We start from the raw sequence: 18,294 nt of genomic DNA, 5'->3' as shown, positions 1-18,294 counted from the left end.
TGATCGATTGACGGCAGCCGCGAATGTATCCGCGGCCGCTGTGACTATTGCTTCAGTTCGTCGAAGCCGGCGGCGGCGGCCTGCACCTCCGGCGGAAAGTCGCTCATCTCCTGCACCTGCCGGATCTCGATGATTTCGTTCGACGAGGCCGGGCACTTCTTGGCCCACGCGATCGCCTCGGCGCGCGAGGCGACGTCGATCATCCAGTAACCGCCCAGAACTTCCTTGGCCTCAGCGAAGGGACCGTCGGTCACGACAGGCTCGCCGGTCGCAAACGAGACGCGCGCGCCCATCGAGGGCGGATGCAGGCCGTCCAGCGTGATCAGCACGCCGGCATCCTTCAGCGCCTCGTTGTAGCGCATCATCGCGGAGACGCGCTCGGGATCGAGTTGGACGTCCGCCGGCGCGCTCTCGTAGCCGAGCGGGATCATCAGCATCATGAATCGCATGGTGTTCCCTACCTTCACTGTCGGGAGGAGCAGCGGCGGGCCGCCTGCCCTCGCCTTCAAGACGAATGAACGCCCGAGGAACCGACATGCCGCAGAAAAAATGTTTGCGGAGGTCCCCGACGCAATAAGACCGGCAGCCGGGCAACAGCGGGGAAATCTCACCCCTCCTCGGGGAACATCCCGAAATAGGGCTCGGCTTCTCTCAAGACCCGCATCACCGATGGACGTACTTTCAGCCGCTCGAGATAGCTGGTGATATTGGGGCGGTCAGTGCCGATCGGCTCGACCCTGTTGGCATAGAACAAGGCGGGCAGCGCCGAGCAGTCCGCGAGCGTGAACGCCTCGCCCGTCGCGTAAGGTCCGGTCGCCATCCGCTGATCGAACATTGTGTAGGCTGAACGTATGCGACCTCGCGCCGCTTCCACACCCAACGGATCCCTCTTGTCGTGCGGCCGCAGCCGATCGCCAACGATCTGCTGCATCGGCATGTGGACGTAGAGATCATAGAGGCGGTCGCACAGACGGGTCCGCAGCGCGCGGTCCGGGTCCGTCGGTATCAGAGGCGTGGGGCCGGCATAGTGGCGATCGAGGTATTCGATGATGATGCTCGACTCCGGCACCGTCTCGCGCCGCTCGGCATCCACCAGCACCGGGAACTTGCCGATCGGCCAGAGCTTCAGGAAGGCCTCACGCTCGGCGGGATTACCCAGGTCGACCGGATTCGGCGTGAACGGCACGCCGTTCTCGTAAAGCGCGATCAACACCTTCCAGCAAAACGACGACAGCGGATGGAAATGCAGTGTCAGGGACATGGCTCCTCCTGATATCCCCTTCAAGACGAACGAGGTTTTATACAGCCGACATGATGACGGTAATTATTTGGGACGTCATCGCGCCGCGCTAGCGCGGCTGCGGCAGGAAACGGCCATCCTGCCGGGCGGCGCCGAAATAGACCTCGATGCGCCGGACCTTGCCGCCGGCGAAGGTGAAGAACTCGGTGTTGCGAAAGCTCCTGCCATCCTTTGCCAGGCAGCAATAGGTGACGAAGGCCTCGTCACCCCGGACGAAGATCCGTTCGATGTCATGCCGCGCGATCCAGCCCGTGTCCCTCCAGCAGCGTTCGAAATAGGCCGCCTTGTCGAGGTCGTCGTCGAACGGGCTGGTGAAGCGGAAGTCGTCGGCGAGCGCATCGCTCACCCGTTGCCGGTCGTTGGCGATATAGGCAGCAAACAGGTTCCGGATCACACGCTCATGGTCATCAGACATCACCGTCTCCGCGGCAAGCATCCCCTGATGCAAGACGATTCCCGAACGGCCGTGCCGACACCGCACGCGGACTGCGCCAACACGACGCGGAAAATAACTCGCATGCATTCCGTACAAATACGGCCCCGTTCTATGAACTTCGCCGTGCACATGAAACGGGAACGCCTGTCAGTTGAAAGACATGGCAAACGCACGTGGAGCTTCGGAGCCGAGACAGGTTTTTCCTGCGGTTTACAGATGCTCAAGAAGAGCATGCAACTTTTTCCCTGAGGGGAAACAGATTCTCCCAATTGCCACCGAAAAACATTGCGGAGCTCACGTGTTCAATTTTCAAAGCAAGAAAGTCAGACATGCGATCGCAGAGGTCGAGGCGCTCGACCGGTCGCAGGCGGTGATCGAATTCGATCTCGACGGCACCATCCTCGATGCCAACGAGAACCTGCTCAAGATGAGCGGCTACACGCTCGCCGAGATCAGGGGCAAGCATCACAGCATCTTCGTCAGCCCGGCGGAGCGCGAGAGCGCCCGCTATCGCGACTTCTGGGCCAGCCTGAACCGCGGCGAGTTCCAGACCACGCAGTACAAGCGTTTCGGCAAGGGCGGCAAGGAAGTCTGGGTCCACGCCTCCTACGCGCCGCTGCGCGACGGGAACGGCAAGGTGGTCAGCTTCATCAAGTTCGCCACCGACATCACCGCGTACAAGATCAAGACCATGGAGGATTCCGGCAAGATCGCCGCGATCAATCGCGCGCAGGCCGTGATCGAGTTCAACATGGACGGCACCATCGTCACCGCCAACGAGAATTTCCTGAGCGCGATGGGTTATTCGCTCGACGGGATCAAGGGCAAGCACCACTCCATGTTCGTGACGCCCGAGGACCGCGCGAGCCCGGCCTATGCTGCGTTCTGGGCCAAGCTGAACCGCGGCGAGTTCGAGGCAGCCGAATACAAGCGGCTCGGCAAGGGGGCCAAGGAGGTCTGGATTCTCGCGACCTACAACCCGATCCTCGACGAGAACGGCAAGCCGTTCAAGGTGGTGAAGTTCGCGACCGACGTCACCGCGCAGAAGATGAAGGCGGCCGACAATGACGGCCAGCTCGCCGCGATCCAGAAGTCGCAGGCGGTGATCGAGTTCAACATGGACGGCACGATCCGCACCGCCAACGAGAACTTCCTGAAGGCGATGGGCTATGCACTGGCCGAGATCAAGGGCCAGCACCATTCCATGTTCGTCGAGCCGAGCGAGACGAACTCGACCGCCTACCGCCAGTTCTGGGAGACGCTCAACCGCGGCGAATACCAGGCCGCCGAATACAAGCGCATCGCCAAAGGCGGCCGCGAGATCTGGATCCAGGCCTCCTACAACCCGATCTTCGACCTCAACGGCAAGCCGTACAAGGTGGTGAAATACGCCACCGACATCACCGCGCAGGCGATCGGCCGCAAGAAGGCCGACAATGCGCGCGGGCTGATCGACGCGGTCGCGGCCGGCAGCGAAGAGATGAGCGCCTCGATCCGCGAGATCGCCGAGACCATGGCGAAGTCGCGCGAGACGTCCAAGGTCGCGACCACCAGGGTCGAATCCGCCGACCTCCAGGCCCAGAAGCTGACCGCGGCCGCACAGGCCATGAGCGGCATCGTCGAGATGATCTCCGGCATCACCAGCCAGATCAACCTGCTCGCGCTCAACGCCACGATCGAATCGGCCCGCGCGGGCGAAGCCGGCCGCGGCTTCGCCGTGGTCGCCTCCGAGGTGAAGAGCCTCGCCAATCAGGCCAAGCAGGCGACCGATACGATCACGACCGAGATCGACGCGCTGAACAGCATCTCCGGCGACGTCGCGACCTCCCTGACCGCGATCAAGGTCGCGATCGCTGCCGTCAACGAGTTCATCGCCTCCACCGCCGCGGCGGTCGAGGAGCAGAGCATCGTGACGGAGGACATGTCGACCAACATGCAGCGTGCCTCGGCCGAGCTGGCGTAAGGCGCGACTTCCGTCCATCTCCGTCATCCTGAGGCGCTCACCGTGCAAAGCACGGTGAGCCTCGAAGGATGAATCGGCCCGGCCTGTGGCCGTCGCCCTTCGAGGGCCGCTGAAGAAGCGGCCGCCTCAGGGTGACGGTTCAAACGCGTGGGCGCCTAGCTCCACCTGCAAAAGCCCTTCCTCGCCGGAACGAAAGCGAAGTAAAAGGCGCTGGCCGCCCGTGCGGCTTCCGTTTCCGCCAGAAGGACAGACCAGCCCATGCCGCAAGCCCCACAAAAAGTCGCCCTCGTCACCGGAGCCGCGCGCGGCATCGGGCTTGCGACCGCGAAGAAGTTCCTTGGCGAGGGTTGGCGCGTGGCGCTGCTCGACATCGAGGGCGAGCTGCTCGGCCGCGCGGTCGCGGAGATCGGCCAGGACGAGGCGACGCTGGCGCTGACCTGCGACGTCTCCGACGCGGCCGCCGTCGGCGCCGCGATGGCGGCGATCGAGCGGCGCTTCGGCCGGCTGGACGCGCTCGTCAACAATGCCGGCATCGCCGTGTTCGCGCCGCTGATGGAGACGTCGGACGCCGACTGGCGCCGCGTGCTCGAGGTCAACCTCACCGGCCCGTTCCTCTGCACCAAGGCCGCGGTGCCCTTGATGCGCGACAGCGACGGCGGCGCGATCGTCAACATCACGTCGATCTCGGCGGTGCGCGCCTCGACGCTGCGCTCGGCCTACGGCACCAGCAAGGCGGGCCTTGCGCACCTGACAAAGCAGCTGGCAGTCGAGCTTGCCTCGCTCAACATCCGCGTCAACGCGGTCGCGCCCGGTCCGGTCGACACCGCGATGGCCAAGCAAGTGCATACCAAAGAGATCCGCGCCGATTATCACGACGCCATTCCGCTCAACCGCTACGGTCTCGAAGAGGAACTCGCGGAAGCGATCTACTTCCTGTGCTCGGAACGATCGAGCTACATCACCGGCCAAATTTTGGCCGTTGATGGCGGCTTCGATGCGGCCGGCATCGGCCTGCCGACGCTGCGCGGGCAACGGCGGAACGGGTAAAACCTTGTAGGGTGGGCAAAGGCGCTAAGCGCCGTGCCCACCACCTTCTCCGGATTTGCCGTGCCGACGGTGGGCACGCTACGCTTTGCCCACCCTACGAAACCGAGTTGGTGGAGAGTTCATGGGACGCGTCACCTCCCTCAAAGCCCTGATGCTCGCATCCGCGCTCGTCGCCGCCACGCCCGCTGCCGCCGAAATCCGCATCATCCAGTCGCCGGGGGGACAGGTGGGACCGTTCCTCGACCTGTTCGAGAAGGTGCGCGAGAGCGGCGAGCGCGTGGTGATCGACGGTCCCTGCCTGTCCGCCTGCACGCTGGTGCTGAGCATCGTGCCGGGCGAGCGCATCTGCGTCACGAGGCGCGCCGTGCTCGGCTTCCACGCCGCGCGTTCGATCGACCGGCGCGGGCGCATCTATGCCGAGCCGGAAGCATCCGACGCGGTGCTGGCGGCCTATCCCGGCCCGGTACGCGACTGGATCAGCCGCCGCGGCGGTCTCACCTCGCGGTTGCTGCTGCTGAAGGGGCGCGACCTCGCCGCGATCTATCCGCGCTGCCGGTGACGCCCGGCGGCGCGTGACCGCGATCAGCCCGCCACTGTCCGGCGATTAGGCAGTTCGGTGAAAATCCCCCTTCGCGGCCGCTGAATCCGCTCAAGCGCTTTGCAATGGCTGCACAATTTACGCGGTTTGCAGCTTTTCCCTGCTGACTATGATGAATTTGGCCAGACTGAGGCCGCGGCGGCGTCACAATCTCAGCGGTGGTCACAGACTAGTATGGTTTTGCCTTTTCAAGATTGCTCATTTTCAAGCGGGTCGCACGCCATGCAACCCATCGATTTTCGCTACCGGCTGTCGGACCAGGGACGGATCGTCCTCGGTCAACTGAGCTCCGAGGAAACCGTCGAGTTCGAATTGCTGTCGCGACGCGACCGCGAGGGCCTGATGGACCTCGCATCCGAGCTGCGGCTGCTCGAGCTCTATGTGAAATATGTCGGCTCGGGCGCAGACGCCGCGCTCGCGCCGTCGCAACCCGACCGGCACGGCGTCGAGCCGCGGCGACCGACGCCCTCCCGGACGGCACGACCGCGCAACTACATCGTCTCGATGCTCGTCATCGCAAGTGTCAGCTTCACGCTCATCGCATTGCTCGTGAGCTGACGGGCAAGCGCGCCGGCGACATTGCGCCGGTCCCACGCTTCGTCGGTTCTAGAAGAACCGCTGGATCATCTGCGCCAGTTCCATGCTCGCGCAGATGAGCATACCCCAGAGTGCAAAGTTGATCTGTAGCGCCGCTGCCATCGGTCGCTCCCCTTCCAAGTCACGCCCATCCCAGTTTGTAGAATTTATGAAGAAATGATTAGCGATTCTGACGCTGAGTTCACAGCCTATTATTGCGCCAGTTGTTGTGCGATGCGGGCCGCACCTCTCCACGAAGCGGCCTCACTGCTCCCGCAAAGTGATGCGAGATCATGATCCCTTATTCGGCCATGCCGGCCGTCGTTTCCCTTAAGTTCCATTTAACTGGCGCGATGCGATACTTCCCAAGCGGAATTTGCGTGTCGCGTACCGCTCCAAAGGCCCGGCATGATGCGACACGGCTTCTTCTTGCTCACTTTTTGCGCAGCGCTCATGGGGTGCGCGGTCGCACCGGCGCAGGAGCGTCGTCCGATCGCATGGGACGGCCTCGGCAAGGATCCGAATCGCACTCACGTCACAAAGCGGCGCGCCGCCAGTCCCGCACCTGCGCAGGACAATCCCAATCAGGAGCGGGAAAAGGTGCTCGCCACCTTGCGTCCGTACTCCGAGGCGTGGTGGGCGGTCCACGACGAGATCGAAGCGGAGAACGACAGGACCCTCGGCACCAAGCTCGTGATCTGTCCGCGCTGCGTTCAGCCTTCGCCGTCCGGTGAAGACGTGACCGGATCAATCCGGTGAGAGACATACCGGCCGGCCGCCGGATGACGTGCCCAGCCTGGGCGCGCCCTGCCCCGCAATGATCGAAAGGGCGCGCCGCCGGGCGTGTCAGGCGACCGCTTCTGTCACATGCCCTCGGCCGGGCAATTCACCATCCAGGGAATGCCGAACCTGTCGACGCACATGCCAAAGCCCTTGGCCCAGAACGTCTTGCTGAACGGCATGGTGACGGTGCCGCCGTCGGCGAGCGCGTTGAACTTGCGCTCGGCGTCCGCGACATCCTTGATCGTCAGGGATACCGAAAAGCCCTGCGGCTTGTGAAAATGTTCGCCCGGCGCATCGGAGGCCATCAAGACGCTACCGTCTGGCAGCGACATCCGCGCATGCATGATCATCTTCTCGCGGCCGGGTGCAGCCGGCATGTCCGGCGGCGCTTCGGATGCACGCATCATCGCGTCAATCTTGCCGCCGAGAACCTTGGCGTAATAGGTGAACGCCGCTTCGCAGGTGTCCTGATAGAACAGATAGGGATTGAGCATCGTTTCTCTCCTCTTCTCTTCCTTGGGCAGTGAGGTTCATTATTTCTCGGTGAGCTTCTTCAGGCTCGCAAGGCCGGTCTCGAAATCCTTGCCGATCATGCTGTCCATGTTGATGAACACCTGCATCACCTTGGACATGAACGGGGCGGGACCGTACATCGCCCACGTGACCAGAGTGGTATCGCCTTGCGGCACAAAGGTGAACTCGGCGGTGTTGTGGCCTTCGAAGGGTCGCTCGAAATCGAGCTTGATGCGCAGCTTTGACGACGCATTCGCCTCGAGGATCTCCATGTGGCCGGCGCCGACATTGTTGTTGCCGTCCCAGGCGTAGGTTGCGCCCTTGCCCTGCGTTGTTCCACCGTAAGTGCGCTTCATTGCGGGATCGCGGTTCTCGTAGGGCGACCAGCTGGTCCAGAAGCGGAAATCGGCGACCTGCGGATAGATCGCGGCGGCCGGTGCCTTCATGGCGAGGGAACGCTCAACGCGGAACGTGTCCGGTTTGGTCAATGCGAAGACGAGGACTCCGGCGATGCCGACGGCGAGAACGATGGCGATGACGGTAATGGCTTTCAGCATAAGTGGCTCCCTGGATATGGGATTAAGACGAAGGAGGATGGCTGGGGCCGACACGACGGAAACGGAATTATTTCAGCGTCATTCCGGGGCGGTCCGCAGGACCGAACTCTGGTGCGCAATTGCGCACCTGAGAATCTCGAGATTCCGGGTTCGATGCTTCGCATCGCCCCGGAATGACGAGAATCGCCGTCACTTCACCTTCGCGCTTTCCTTTGCCTTCGGCTGGCTATCCCGGATCAGCCGGTCGAGATGCATGCGGATATGGGCGGCTTCGGCGGAGGTGTTGGCCAGCGCGATGGCGCGGTCGAAGGCGATTCGAGCCTCGTCATTGCGGCCGAGCTGCATCAGGAAGGCGCCCCGCACGCCATAGAAGTGAAAGTAGTTGGCAAGCTTCGGCCCCAATGGCTCGATCAGGTCGAGCGCGGCCTGGGCCCCGTGCACCTTGGAGACCGCGACGGCGCGGTTGAGCGTCACCACGGGCGAAGGCTGCATCACCTCGAGCGCGCCATAGAGCAGGTCGATCTGGGCCCAGTCGGTCTCCTCCGGCGTTGCCGCGCGCGCATGCAACGCGGCGATCGCGGCCTGGATCTGGTACGGCCCGCTGCGGCGATGGCGCATCGCCTTGTCGATCAGCGCCAGCCCCTCCGCGATCATGGTGCCGTTCCACAGCGAGCGGTCCTGATCGTCCAGCAGGATCAGCGAGCCGTCCGCGGCAAAGCGCGCGGCGCTGCGTGCATGCTGCAACAGGATGAGCGCGGTCAGTCCCATGATTTCCGGCTCGCTCGGGAACAGCCGCAGCAGCAGCCGCGCCAGGCGGATCGCCTCCTCGCACAGCGGCGTGCGGATCGCCGCGGTGTCGCCGCTCGCGGAATAGCCCTCGTTGAAGATCAGGTAGATCATCGCCGCGACGCCGGCGAGCCGTTCGGAGCGCTCGATTGCGCCCGGCGTCTCGAACGGTGTCCCCGCCTCGGCGACCTTCGCCTTGGCGCGCGTGATGCGCTGCTCCATCGCCGCGTCCGAGACCAGGAAGGCGCGGGCGATCTGCTTCACGGTGAGGCCCGAGACGATGCGCAAGGCCAGCGCGATCTGCTGCGTCGCCGGCAGCTGCGGATGGCAGCAGATGAACATCAGCCGCAGGATGTCGTCGCGATAATGCGAGCCGTCGAGCCGCTCGGCGAGTGCGCCCTCGGCATCGTCGAGATCGGAGATCGCCTGATCGTCCTCGGGCAGCGGCTGCTGCTTGCGGGTCCGGCGCACCTCGTCGATCGCGACGTTGCGGCCGACCATGATCAGCCACGCCGCGGGATCGCGCGGCGGCCCGTTCTGCGGCCAGGTTTTCAGCGCGCGCAGGCAGGCGTTCTGGAAGGCTTCTTCGGCGGTGTCGAGATCGCGGAAATAGCGCAGCAGCGCGCCTACCGCCTGGGGTCGCGCCGAGGTCAGCGCAGTCTCGATCCAGGCGGTTTCGGTCTCGCTCACGTCAGGTTTCCTCCGGGCCGGAACACGCCGACGGGACGCACCTCATAGGCGCCGCCGGGATTGGCCGCAGCCAGTTCGCGCGCGACGTCGAGCGCGTCGTCGAGGTTCTTGCAATCGACGATGTAGAAGCCGAGCAATTGCTCCTTGGTCTCGGCATAGGGACCATCCAGCACCAGCGGCGGGTCCTCCTTGCGCAGGGTCGCCGCCGCCGTGGTCGGCAGCAGCCGCGCCACCGGCCCGAGTCGTCTCTGCTGCGTCAGCTTGTCCTGCACCACCGCGAGCTTCTTCATCACGGCCTCGTCCTGCTCCTTGCTCCAGGAGCCGACGAAGTCCTCATCGTGATAGCAAAGAATCGCATAAAGCATGGGCAGTACCTTCCCCGACCTCTTGTTCTGAAGACGATCCACTATGCCCTGCCCCGACAGGGCTGCGGAAAAATTTTGCAAGAAAAATCCGGCAGATCGTGCCAAGGAGAGCCTCCAAAAGCGGAACCTTATGAGGCACTTCGAATGACCATGGGCACACTCGCCGTCCTGATCAACAGCACGCAGCAGAACTGGCTGCCGGAGCGCTGGAAGGCCCGGTTCGATGCGGTCTGCGGCGGCCGCCGCGTGGTGCTGCTGCCCGATCCCGGGCTCGATCCGGCCGAGGTGCACTATGCGGCGGTTTGGAAGCCGGTGCCCGGCGATCTCGGCTCCTTCCCCAACCTTCGGGCCATCTTCAATCTCGGCGCGGGCGTCGATGCGCTGATGGCCGACAAGAGCCTGCCCGACGTGCCGCTGGTCCGCGTCGCCGTGCCCGACCTCACCAACCGCATGACCGAATATGTCGTGCTGCACGTGCTGATGCACCACCGCCAGGAGCTGTATTTGCGGGACTCGCAGCGCGAGAAGCGCTGGGAGCCGAAATATCAGTGGCCGGCAAGCGCCGTCACTGTTGGTGTCATGGGGCTCGGCACCCTCGGCGCGGACGCGGCCGACGTGCTGCGGCGGCTCGGCTTCCGCGTCACCGGCTGGAGCCGCAGCCCGCGCGCGATCGCGGGCGTCGAATGCTTCCATGGCACTGCCGGCATGGACGCCTTCCTGCGCAAGACCGACATCCTGGTGTCATTGTTGCCGCTGACGCCGGATACGCACGGCATCCTCAACCGCGACGTCTTCTCCAAGCTCAACCGCAAGGGCCCGTTCGGTGCACCCGTGCTGATCAATGCCGGCCGCGGCGGCTTGCAGAACGAAGCCGACATTCTCGCCTGTCTCGATGACGGCACGCTCGGCGCCGCCTCGCTCGACGTCTTCGTCCAGGAGCCGCAGCCGAAGGACAGCCGGTTCTGGACCCACCCCAAGGTGCTCTTGACCCCGCACAACGCCGCCGACACCGACGCGGAAGCGATCTCGGCCTACGTCGCCGAGCAGATCGCGAGCTTCGAGGCGGGCCGCGCGCTGGAGAACGTGGTGGACCGGGTCAGGGGGTATTGAGGCCCCGAGAGGCGCACGACGGCGCCTCATAATCGCTGTCGTCCCCGCGCACGCGGGGACCCATACCGCGTGATTTATCGTTGGGGATGGTCGCAGTACCGAACCACCAATCTTCGCCAAACTTCTCCCTGTGGTTATGGGTCCCCGCCTGCGCGGGGACGACAGCTGTGCTTTTGGCCGGCGGCCACCACCCCACAACCACCGCGCTCCCCCGTCCCGTTCACCCTCTCTTAGCGAGAAGTTGATAGGCGTTCTTAACCAACGCTCAAACAACGAGTCGGACATGCGGGCGAGCCTCGGCCTCAGGATGCGGATCACGGTTGCGCTGGCGGTGACGGCGGCGGCGACGGCGCTGATCGCGGTGCTCGGCGCGATGTGGATCATCGCGGGGATCATCGACCGCGCCGACCAGCGCGAGCTGCGCAGCCATTACGACGCCCTGCTATCGCGCATCGCCGAGGAATCGCAACGCGCCGCCGCGATGAGCGCCGTGGTGGCAGCAATGCCGGCGACGCAGGAGGCGATGGCAAAGCAGGACCGCGAGGCGCTGGTGCGCCTGTTCGGGCCGGTGTTTGCCGCCATCAAGTCCGACTACGGCGTCGACCAGTTTCAGTTCCACGTGCCGCCGGCGACCTCGTTCCTGCGCGTGCACCAGCCCGCCAAATTCGGCGACGACCTCTCCGGTTTCCGCAAGACCGTGGTCGTCGCCAACCAGGACCGCAAGGTCGTGGTCGGCCTCGAGGGCGGCGTCGCCGGTCTCGGCATCCGCGGCGTGGTGCCGATCGCGCAAGGGGCAAAGCATCTCGGTTCAGTCGAATTCGGCCTGACCTTCGGCCAGCCCTTCTTCGACGACTTCAAGACCAACCGCCGTGTCGACGTCGCCTTCCATCTCGCCGACGGCTCGGGCTTCAAGCTGTTCGGCGGAACGCTGAAGGGCAAGAGCTTCTTCGACGCGGCCGATTACAGCCGCGCCACCGGCGGCGAGTTCACGGTGCGGCAGGCCAAGCTCGACAATATGCCGGTCGCCGCGCTGGTCGGGCCGATCAAGGATTTTTCCGGCAAGCCGCTCGGCGCCGTCGAGCTCGTGATGGACAATGCCGATTACGAGGCGTCCGCCGACCGCGCCTGGATGCTTGCGATCGGCATCGCTGCACTGGGGCTCGTGCTTGCCGCAATCGTCGGCTATCTCATTGCCCGCAGCATCTCGCGGCCGATCCTGTCGATCACATCAGTGATGCGCGAGCTCGCGGACGGGCGTCTCGACGTCGCCGTGCCCGTCAGCAAGGCGAATGACGAGGTCGGCGCCATGGTCAAGGCGGTCGCGGTGTTCCGCGACAATGCGGTGAATTTTGCGAAGCTCCAGGCCGAGCAGCTCGAGGCCAAGGCGCAGTCCGAAGCCGAGAAGGGCCGCGCCTTCGCTGCGCTCGCCGACAATTTCGAGGCCAGCATCCGCGACGTCGTCACCACGGTGTCGGCCGCAGCGGTCGAGATGGAGCACACCGCGCGCTCGATGTCGGCCATCGTCGCGCAGTCGCGTGAGCAGACCCGCACGGTGTCGTCGGCCTCGGCCCTCGCCTCGGAGAACGTGCAGACGGTGGCGGCGGCCGCGGAAGAACTGTCCTCGTCGATGACCGAGATCAGCCGGCGGCTGGCGCATGCGACCGAGGTGGTCGGCAAGGCCGCCAGCGACGGTCGGCAGTCGAATGCGCGGGTGCAGAGCCTTGCGGACGCCGCGCAGAAGATCGGCGACGTCGTCTCCTTCATCAACGGCATTGCGGGACAGACCAACCTCTTGGCGCTCAATGCGACGATCGAAGCGGCGCGCGCGGGCGAAGCCGGCCGCGGCTTTGCCGTGGTCGCCTCCGAAGTGAAGGCACTGGCGACCCAGACCGCGAAGGCGACGGAAGAGATCGGCGCACAGGTGACGGCCGTTCAGGGCGAAACCAGTGGCGCGGTGGACGGCATCCAGTCGATCTGCGCGACGATCCAGCAGGTCGATGAGATCTCCGCGGCGATCGCCGCCGCCGTCGGCCAGCAGGGTACGGCCACGCAGGAGATCGCGCAGAACGTCCAGCAGGCCGCGGCCCGCACCGGCGAGGTCTCGCAGAACATCGCGGGCGTCACCGACGGCATCGCAGCCACGGGCACGGCCGCCGAGGAAGTGCTGGGCTCGGCGATCGAGCTGGCGAAGCAGTCGCAGCGGCTGCGGGATGAGGTGGACCGGTTCCTGGCGCAGATCCGCGCGGCGTAGCGAGACGAAAGCTGGCGCGTCTCCGTGTCGTCCTGGCGAAAGCAGGACCCATTACCCCAAGGCGTAGTTGCGGCGCGACGGCGGCAACTCCGAGTCATCGCCAAACTGCATTCGGTGGTTATGGGTCCTGGCTTTCGCCAGGACGACGTTGGGGAGAGAGTTCGCGCCACAAACTCGCTGTCGTCCCGGCGCAGGCCGGGACCCATAACCACAGGATGCAGTTTGGCGGAAGATCGCAGTTCGGTACTGCTACCAATAACAATCGATCGATTCCGCGGTGGGTCCCGGCCTGCGCCGGGACGACAGCTAGGGCTTAGCCCCCACCATCACATCGATCGCGCCCTTCACGATCGCTTCGAGCTCCTTGCGCGGGACGCGCGCGCGTGAGCGGATGGCGATGGTGTGGACGGTGGCGGAGGCGATCTGCGCCAGGGCGAACGGATCGGCGCTCTCCGGCAGCTCGCCCTTCTCCTTGGCGCGGCGGAAGCAGCTTGCAAACGCCTTGTCGAGGCCGGTGAGACCGTCGAGAACCATGGCGCGGATATCGGGATCGGCGACGGCCTCGGACGCCGCGGTCACGACCGTGAAGCAGCCGCGCGGACCGGTGTCGCCGGACAGATAGATGTCGAGCGCTGCAGCGTAGATGCGCTCCAGCCGCTGGCGCAGCGGCATCTCCTGACGAAAGATCTCGACCATGGAAGCGGCAGCTTCCTCGCGATAGCGCTGGTAGCTCTTGATGTAGAGCTCGCGCTTGTCGCCGAAGGCGCCGTAGAGGCTCGGCCGGTTCATGCCGGTTGCTTCGCTGAGATCGTCGAGCGAGGTGGCCGCAAACCCTTGCTTGCGAAACAGGTCGAGCGCCTTGCCGAGCGCGATGTCGGGCTCGTAGGCGCGGGGACGGCCGCGACGCTTGGGTTCGCCGCGGCGCTCGGGTTCGCCGCGGCGCTCGGGCTGATTGGCAGCAGTTGGCGGTTTCGATTTTTGTACCATTTCGCAAAATAATCCTTGACCATGGATATATTATGCAAGATGGTACAAAAATCAATCTGGCCAGGTTGAGCGACCCCAAAGAGGAATTGCCCAAGGAGGCTACAGATGGATCTCTATTTCTCGCCGCTCGCCTGTTCGATGGCGACACGCGTCGCATTGTATGAAGCCGGCGCCGAGGCGAACTATCTCGAAGTCGATCCGCCGACCAAGACCGTGCTGAACGACGGCTCCGACTTCCGTACCGTCAATCCGATCGGCCTCGTGCCGACGCTGCGCACCGACGAGGGCGTGGTGCTGACCGAGAACGCCGCGATCCTGCAATATGTCGCGGACCGTTTTCCGCAATCCGGTCTCGGCGCCACGGCGGGCATCGAACGCACAAGGCTGCATCAATGGCTCTGCTTCATCGGCACCGAGCTGCACAAGGGCCTGTTCATCCCCGTGCTCGACCGCAAGGCGCCGCAGGAAGCGAAAGCCTATGTGCTCGAGAAGAACCTGTCGCGGCTCGATTATCTCGACGACTACCTGAAAGGCCGCGAGTTCCTGCTCGACCATTTCAGCGTGGCCGACGCCTATCTCGTCACGGTCATCAACTGGACCATGGCGACGCCGCCGATCGAGCTTGCGAAATGGCCGAACCTGAAGGCGTATTACGAGCGCCTGCGCCAGCGGCCGTCAGTCGCCAAGGCCATTGCGGAGGAGTTCGAGCTGTACAAGGCCGAGCTCGCGCGGAAGAAGGCGGCGGCGTAAGGCGCGATGAAATAGGCTCGATCGCTGCAACGACGGAGGTGCGCTCCCTCTCCCGCTTGCGGGAGAGGGTTGGGGAGAGGGTGCTTCTCCAATGGGACAATCCCCAAGAGGAAAAAGCCCTCACCCGCGCCTCCGGCGCGACCTCTCCCGCAAGCGGGAGAGGTGAACGAACCGCGGCAATCGATTCAACCAAAGCCGTTCCGTCGTGCAGCTCGACTATCTCGGCGCCTGCAGCACGATCCCATAGCGGCCGTAGATGCGGTCGATCGTGCCATCGCCTCGCAGCCGCTCCACGGCTCCGTCGATGGCTTCGCGCAACGCATCGTCCGGGCGGATCATGCCGACGGCGACGTTCCAGTTGAGATCGGCGACGCTCTCGTCGCGATCCAGGATCCGGAGCGCCTTGTCCGGATGCGTCAGGTTGAAGTAGCTCGCCGAGGTGGGCGTGACGGCGGCGGCATCGATCTCGTGGTTCGACACCGCCTCCAGGCTGTCGTTCTCGAAGCCGAAGGTCGACGTCGGCACGCGTCGTTGGCCGATGATCATGGCTGCGATCGATCCAACCTGCACGCCCACCTTGGTTGCCTCGTTGAGGCTCCCGAACGAGGTGAGCGTGCTGGATGACGGCACCGCGAGCGCGACGCCCGTGCGATAATACGGCTTCGAGATCCTCAAGCGGGTTTCGCCCTGCGCTTCGCGGTCCGCGATGACGTCCAAAAGGATGTCGCAGCCGGCGCTGCGCATCTGATACTGCGTGATGATCCAGTCGAGCCTGAGCGAGACGCCGAGCTCGCGTGCCAGCACCCGGCCGAACTCGACCTGAAAGCCGGGGGGATCACCGGCCTTCTGCGCAAAGGGAAGCGAATTGGGATGCGCGCACAGCCCGATCACGCCGCTCGACCGGATTGCGTCCAGGGTTCGCGCCGGCGCCGGTCCCGACAGAACGATGGCGGCAGCGACGATGGCCGGGGCGAATGCCTTCATTCCGTGTCTCTTGGATGGATCGGGTCTTGATGGATCGAGTCTTGATGGATCGGGTCCTGGCGGTTCAGCCCTCGCGCGGTTTCAAGGCGCGGATGTATTTGACGATCTGATCGATCTGGGCGTCGGTGAACGCGCCGTCGAATGCCGGCATCGCCCCCTGCTTACCGTGCTTGATGCGGTCGCGAATGAAGTCGTCGTCGCGCGGCGAGTTCATCAGTTGTGGCCCCTTGCCGGCTGCCCGGCCACCGTTGGAGTGACAAAAGCCGCAAGTTCCCGCGAACACCTGCTCGACCTCGATCGTCCCGTTCTCGGGCGCCGGCGTGGCGGATTGTGCTTGAGCCATAACAGCCCACAGCAACGAGGCGGCCACCGCCGCCGGAACCGTTTTCAAATGCAATCTCAACACGTCCGCTCCATTCCTGAATCACGCCGCCGCTTCGATCGACCGGGGAGCGGGCTTGCGCCCGCTTCCCGACGAACGTTTGCGGCAGATTATTTCAGGCTGAAGACAATGAGCGCGCCGTCGTCACGCGGCATGCTCTTGTAGGCGCCGCCGAAGTTCGGCGCATACTCGTCCGCCAGCATGCCGCCGAAGCCCGCGGTCACGGCGATATATTGCTTGCCGCCCGCGGAGTAGCTGACGATGCCGCCCTGGTGGCCGGTGCCATTGTTGTGCTTCCACAGTTCGGCCCCGGTTTCGGCATCGTAGGCGTGAAGGACGCCGCGGGAATCAGGCACGAACACCAGATTGCCGGCGGTCGACAGCACGCTCCCGAGCGGCGGCTCGGGGTAGCGAACCTCCCATTTCTTTGCCCCCGTGATGGGGTCGCGCGCGTCGAGGTGTCCATAGATCTCACCGCCGGGGGGCGGCACCATCTTGAAATCGGCGCCGATGTTGAGCTGAACCTGCGGCGCAGTGACCGGCGTCGTCTTCTGGATATCGAGCGTCATGCACCATTCCTGGCCGATCTTGTAGTAGAGACCGGTCTTCGGGCTGTACGAGCCGGCATTCCAGCTGATGCCGCCGCCGATGAACGGACACAGCGGCGGTTCGGTGACCTTCCCGACCGGGAAATCGCGACGGCCGATCAACGCGCCGGTCTTGGGATCGATATCCTTGACGAAGTTGATGTTCTCGACCAACCGCCAGACGTTCTTCACACCGAGATTGCGGTCGTAGACGAAGACGAAGCCGCCCTTGTTCGGATGAACCACGTATTTCTGGCCGTCTCGCTCGAGCATCACGAATTCGCCGACGGCACTGTCGAAGTCCCAGGCATCGTGCGGCAGCTCCTGATGGTAGGATTTCAGCTTTCCGGTATCGATATCGAGAGCGATCACTGAACTCGTATAGAGATTGTCGCCGGGACGCGCCCCTTGCGTCTTGTAGTCGGCGCCCGACCAATCGTAGAGCGGCGCCGGGTTGGCGGTGCCCCACAGGATGGTGTTGGTCTCGGAATCGTAGGTGCCCGGCATCCAGCCGCCACCGCCGCCGGTGCGCCAGGAATCGTTGCCCCAGGTCTTCATGGCCTCGTCGGTGCCCGCGACCGTCAGGAACTCCCATTTCTTCTTTCCAGTGGTGGCATCGACCGCGAAGATCGGGCCGCGGCCCGGCCATTCGCCGCCTTGCGAGCCGATGATCACACTCCCCTTCGCGTAAAGCGGCGCGCCGGTGAAGCCGACCGTGAGCTTCTGCGAGTCGATCAGCCTGGTCTCCCAGAGGACCTTGCCGGTCTTCGCATCGAGCCCGAAGAGACGACCATCCATCGTGCCGACGAAGACCTTGCCTTCGCCGAGAGCTACGCCGCGGTTGTAGGGAGAGTGGGTCTGGCGGCTGATGAGCGCCTCATCCAGCTCCGGAAAGAACGACCAGAGAACCTCGCCCGTCGCGCCGTTCAGCGCGAAGACACGGCTGTAGGAACCCGAGTAGTACAGCACGCCGTCGGCCGCGAGCGGCATCGACTGCAGGCCGCGCGTCGATCGTCCTGGAATGTGCATCCAGGCGACGCCCAGATTGCCGACGTTGTTCGCGTTGATCTGCGCGAGCGGGCTGTAATGATGGGATTTGTATGAACCGTGATAGGTGAGCCAGTCGTTCTGACCGGCGCCCTCGATCCGGGCCGTATCCACGGTTTGGGCCAACGCCGCCGACGCCGCAAATGCCGCAACGGCGAGAACAGGTAAGCCCGAGTTGAGCCACTGCTTCCTCATATGCACTTCCTCCCGCTTGATGTTTATTGATTGCGTCTCGTGAACGCCGCTGCGAGGAATGTTTGCAGTTCAGTATGCGTCGATTGTCCTCCACCGGACATGAGTTGCAAACAAATGCCCCTTCTCTCGGCGCATGTCGCCAAGGGAGCCACGTTCACTGCCGTGATTGCTGTCGCACGTCTGCTTGCACAGCGTACGACGGATCACAGAACGTGCAAAGACGGAATGCGCGCGAGGGGCGAATTGGCGCGGGGCGAATTGAAACGACAGCAGCGCTGACCGTTCGATCGCCATCGGACCGAAACGGCTATCCGTAAAGCACCCGCGGCAGGATGGTGACGATGCCGGGCCAGAGCGTCAGCAGCGGCACGAAGCCGATCGATCCGT

19 protein-coding genes are annotated in these 18,294 nt (G+C 64.3%); 8 read left to right on the top strand and 11 right to left on the bottom strand.

The features are described 5' to 3' along the window. Nucleotides 1–44: 44 nt before the first annotated feature. The 3 genes from IQ16_RS11380 to IQ16_RS11370 form a co-directional block, all read right to left on the bottom strand. Nucleotides 45–449, bottom strand: a complete 405-nt coding sequence (locus IQ16_RS11380; protein WP_018641603.1) for a YciI family protein — start codon at nucleotides 447–449, stop codon at nucleotides 45–47. A 158-nt stretch (nucleotides 450–607) separates the two neighbouring features. Next, nucleotides 608–1,261 (bottom strand): glutathione S-transferase family protein, encoded by a 654-nt coding sequence (locus IQ16_RS11375; protein ID WP_018641604.1) that lies wholly within the window; start codon nucleotides 1,259–1,261, stop codon nucleotides 608–610. 88 nt (nucleotides 1,262–1,349) lie between these two features. Next, nucleotides 1,350–1,715: a nuclear transport factor 2 family protein gene (locus IQ16_RS11370; protein ID WP_026311780.1), complete on the bottom strand. Its 366-nt coding sequence runs from the start codon at nucleotides 1,713–1,715 to the stop codon at nucleotides 1,350–1,352. Nucleotides 1,716–2,034: 319 nt separating this feature from the next. Here IQ16_RS11370 and IQ16_RS11365 point away from each other — a divergent pair, with 319 nt between their 5' ends. From IQ16_RS11365 to IQ16_RS11345, 5 genes are all read left to right on the top strand, one after another. Continuing rightward, nucleotides 2,035–3,699: a methyl-accepting chemotaxis protein gene (locus IQ16_RS11365; protein ID WP_018641606.1), complete on the top strand. Its 1,665-nt coding sequence runs from the start codon at nucleotides 2,035–2,037 to the stop codon at nucleotides 3,697–3,699. Nucleotides 3,700–3,957: 258 nt separating this feature from the next. Beyond that, nucleotides 3,958–4,746 carry an SDR family NAD(P)-dependent oxidoreductase gene (locus IQ16_RS11360; RefSeq protein WP_018641607.1) on the top strand — a complete coding sequence of 263 codons (789 nt, stop codon included), beginning with the start codon at nucleotides 3,958–3,960 and terminating at the stop codon, nucleotides 4,744–4,746. 121 nt (nucleotides 4,747–4,867) lie between these two features. Continuing rightward, nucleotides 4,868–5,305, top strand: a complete 438-nt coding sequence (locus IQ16_RS11355) for a hypothetical protein (protein WP_018641608.1) — start codon at nucleotides 4,868–4,870, stop codon at nucleotides 5,303–5,305. A 261-nt stretch (nucleotides 5,306–5,566) separates the two neighbouring features. Next, the gene (locus IQ16_RS11350) at nucleotides 5,567–5,902 is read left to right on the top strand and encodes a hypothetical protein (RefSeq protein ID WP_018641609.1); all 336 of its coding nucleotides are present in this window, start codon (nucleotides 5,567–5,569) and stop codon (nucleotides 5,900–5,902) included. Nucleotides 5,903–6,328: 426 nt separating this feature from the next. Continuing rightward, nucleotides 6,329–6,679 carry a hypothetical protein gene (locus IQ16_RS11345; protein ID WP_018641611.1) on the top strand — a complete coding sequence of 117 codons (351 nt, stop codon included), beginning with the start codon at nucleotides 6,329–6,331 and terminating at the stop codon, nucleotides 6,677–6,679. 104 nt (nucleotides 6,680–6,783) lie between these two features. Here IQ16_RS11345 and IQ16_RS11340 read toward each other — a convergent pair whose 3' ends face one another. The 4 genes from IQ16_RS11340 to IQ16_RS11320 form a co-directional block, all read right to left on the bottom strand. Continuing rightward, complete coding sequence (locus tag IQ16_RS11340) at nucleotides 6,784–7,197, bottom strand: VOC family protein (protein ID WP_018641612.1); 414 nt, start codon at nucleotides 7,195–7,197, stop codon at nucleotides 6,784–6,786. Nucleotides 7,198–7,236: 39 nt separating this feature from the next. Further along, nucleotides 7,237–7,773 (bottom strand): SRPBCC family protein, encoded by a 537-nt coding sequence (locus IQ16_RS11335; protein ID WP_018641613.1) that lies wholly within the window; start codon nucleotides 7,771–7,773, stop codon nucleotides 7,237–7,239. Nucleotides 7,774–7,962: 189 nt separating this feature from the next. Beyond that, complete coding sequence (locus tag IQ16_RS11325) at nucleotides 7,963–9,249, bottom strand: RNA polymerase sigma factor (RefSeq protein WP_018641614.1); 1,287 nt, start codon at nucleotides 9,247–9,249, stop codon at nucleotides 7,963–7,965. After that, on the bottom strand, nucleotides 9,246–9,614 hold the full coding sequence (locus tag IQ16_RS11320; RefSeq protein WP_018641615.1) for a YciI family protein: 369 nt from the start codon (nucleotides 9,612–9,614) through the stop codon (nucleotides 9,246–9,248). The genes IQ16_RS11325 and IQ16_RS11320 overlap by 4 nt, the downstream gene beginning before the upstream one ends. A 144-nt stretch (nucleotides 9,615–9,758) precedes the next feature. Here IQ16_RS11320 and IQ16_RS11315 point away from each other — a divergent pair, with 144 nt between their 5' ends. Both IQ16_RS11315 and IQ16_RS11310 read left to right on the top strand, forming a co-directional pair. Then, the gene (locus IQ16_RS11315) at nucleotides 9,759–10,724 is read left to right on the top strand and encodes a 2-hydroxyacid dehydrogenase (protein ID WP_018641616.1); all 966 of its coding nucleotides are present in this window, start codon (nucleotides 9,759–9,761) and stop codon (nucleotides 10,722–10,724) included. Nucleotides 10,725–11,007: 283 nt separating this feature from the next. After that, nucleotides 11,008–12,975 (top strand): methyl-accepting chemotaxis protein, encoded by a 1,968-nt coding sequence (locus IQ16_RS11310; RefSeq protein WP_018641617.1) that lies wholly within the window; start codon nucleotides 11,008–11,010, stop codon nucleotides 12,973–12,975. A 306-nt stretch (nucleotides 12,976–13,281) separates the two neighbouring features. On the opposite strand, the gene IQ16_RS11300 is transcribed toward IQ16_RS11310, so the two are convergent. Next, nucleotides 13,282–13,962, bottom strand: coding sequence for a TetR/AcrR family transcriptional regulator (locus IQ16_RS11300; RefSeq protein ID WP_018641618.1), 681 nt, complete (start codon nucleotides 13,960–13,962; stop codon nucleotides 13,282–13,284). Nucleotides 13,963–14,067: 105 nt separating this feature from the next. On the opposite strand from IQ16_RS11300, the gene IQ16_RS11295 reads away from it, so the two are divergent. Then, nucleotides 14,068–14,712 (top strand): glutathione binding-like protein, encoded by a 645-nt coding sequence (locus IQ16_RS11295; protein ID WP_018641619.1) that lies wholly within the window; start codon nucleotides 14,068–14,070, stop codon nucleotides 14,710–14,712. A gap of 216 nt (nucleotides 14,713–14,928) precedes the next feature. On the opposite strand, the gene IQ16_RS11290 is transcribed toward IQ16_RS11295, so the two are convergent. The 3 genes from IQ16_RS11290 to IQ16_RS11280 all read right to left on the bottom strand — a co-directional run bounded on the left by IQ16_RS11290 (nucleotide 14,929) and on the right by IQ16_RS11280 (nucleotide 17,907). Then, nucleotides 14,929–15,696: a substrate-binding periplasmic protein gene (locus IQ16_RS11290; RefSeq protein WP_018641620.1), complete on the bottom strand. Its 768-nt coding sequence runs from the start codon at nucleotides 15,694–15,696 to the stop codon at nucleotides 14,929–14,931. Nucleotides 15,697–15,760: 64 nt separating this feature from the next. Beyond that, nucleotides 15,761–16,087 carry a c-type cytochrome gene (locus tag IQ16_RS11285; RefSeq protein ID WP_244635628.1) on the bottom strand — a complete coding sequence of 109 codons (327 nt, stop codon included), beginning with the start codon at nucleotides 16,085–16,087 and terminating at the stop codon, nucleotides 15,761–15,763. Nucleotides 16,088–16,188: 101 nt separating this feature from the next. Further along, nucleotides 16,189–17,907: a pyrroloquinoline quinone-dependent dehydrogenase gene (locus IQ16_RS11280; protein ID WP_018641622.1), complete on the bottom strand. Its 1,719-nt coding sequence runs from the start codon at nucleotides 17,905–17,907 to the stop codon at nucleotides 16,189–16,191. Nucleotides 17,908–18,294: the final 387 nt, after the last annotated feature.

Source organism: Bradyrhizobium huanghuaihaiense (assembly GCF_007830635.1).
Lineage (GTDB): Bacteria > Pseudomonadota > Alphaproteobacteria > Rhizobiales > Xanthobacteraceae > Bradyrhizobium > Bradyrhizobium huanghuaihaiense.
The sequence above is the reverse complement of the archived record's forward strand: the minus strand, read 5'-3'. Positions and strand labels throughout refer to the sequence as shown.

Bases quoted from the DNA above. Each gene is read 5' to 3' on its own strand.
- IQ16_RS11380 (WP_018641603.1), bottom strand. From the start codon at position 449: ATGCGATTCATGATGCTGATGATCCCGCTCGGCTACGAGAGCGCGCCG.
- IQ16_RS11375 (WP_018641604.1), bottom strand. From the start codon at position 1,261: ATGTCCCTGACACTGCATTTCCATCCGCTGTCGTCGTTTTGCTGGAAG.
- IQ16_RS11370 (WP_026311780.1), bottom strand. From the start codon at position 1,715: ATGTCTGATGACCATGAGCGTGTGATCCGGAACCTGTTTGCTGCCTAT.
- IQ16_RS11360 (WP_018641607.1), top strand. From the start codon at position 3,958: ATGCCGCAAGCCCCACAAAAAGTCGCCCTCGTCACCGGAGCCGCGCGC.
- IQ16_RS11355 (WP_018641608.1), top strand. From the start codon at position 4,868: ATGGGACGCGTCACCTCCCTCAAAGCCCTGATGCTCGCATCCGCGCTC.
- IQ16_RS11350 (WP_018641609.1), top strand. From the start codon at position 5,567: ATGCAACCCATCGATTTTCGCTACCGGCTGTCGGACCAGGGACGGATC.
- IQ16_RS11345 (WP_018641611.1), top strand. From the start codon at position 6,329: ATGATGCGACACGGCTTCTTCTTGCTCACTTTTTGCGCAGCGCTCATG.
- IQ16_RS11340 (WP_018641612.1), bottom strand. From the start codon at position 7,197: ATGCTCAATCCCTATCTGTTCTATCAGGACACCTGCGAAGCGGCGTTC.
- IQ16_RS11335 (WP_018641613.1), bottom strand. From the start codon at position 7,773: ATGCTGAAAGCCATTACCGTCATCGCCATCGTTCTCGCCGTCGGCATC.
- IQ16_RS11320 (WP_018641615.1), bottom strand. From the start codon at position 9,614: ATGCTTTATGCGATTCTTTGCTATCACGATGAGGACTTCGTCGGCTCC.
- IQ16_RS11315 (WP_018641616.1), top strand. From the start codon at position 9,759: ATGACCATGGGCACACTCGCCGTCCTGATCAACAGCACGCAGCAGAAC.
- IQ16_RS11310 (WP_018641617.1), top strand. From the start codon at position 11,008: ATGCGGGCGAGCCTCGGCCTCAGGATGCGGATCACGGTTGCGCTGGCG.
- IQ16_RS11300 (WP_018641618.1), bottom strand. From the start codon at position 13,962: ATGGTACAAAAATCGAAACCGCCAACTGCTGCCAATCAGCCCGAGCGC.
- IQ16_RS11295 (WP_018641619.1), top strand. From the start codon at position 14,068: ATGGATCTCTATTTCTCGCCGCTCGCCTGTTCGATGGCGACACGCGTC.
- IQ16_RS11290 (WP_018641620.1), bottom strand. From the start codon at position 15,696: ATGAAGGCATTCGCCCCGGCCATCGTCGCTGCCGCCATCGTTCTGTCG.
- IQ16_RS11280 (WP_018641622.1), bottom strand. From the start codon at position 17,907: ATGAGGAAGCAGTGGCTCAACTCGGGCTTACCTGTTCTCGCCGTTGCG.